The following is a 255-nucleotide window of genomic DNA, read 5'->3' on the forward strand; positions in this document are numbered from 1 at the left end:
ATACTTTGGCGAGTTGGTCCTGGCCCCAGTGGGACTGCCTGGCGATTTGTAGTGGATCGTCGGGCAGTTCTGTTTTTAGGTACAGCCACCAGTCCAGCATTTTGCGCTGGTGTTCATTTGTTCTGCCCCGGTGAGCACGCGCAATCTCTTTCAGACGAGCGTTAATCCCGCCTTCAAGACTGTTGGTCGTAGATTTGATTCGGTCAGGTTCTAAGACGCCTTTAGGTTGATTGATGTAGACAAAGAGCATGCCTT

The 255-nt window shown here is 51.0% G+C and carries 1 pseudogene; it reads right to left on the reverse strand.

What is annotated here, in order from left to right:
* Positions 1-255, reverse strand: a pseudogene (locus QP934_RS11595) (IS1249 family transposase); the annotation flags it as partial.

The organism is Corynebacterium sp. MSK122 (assembly GCF_030229435.2).
In the GTDB taxonomy this organism is placed as follows: Bacteria; Actinomycetota; Actinomycetes; order Mycobacteriales; family Mycobacteriaceae; genus Corynebacterium; species Corynebacterium marquesiae.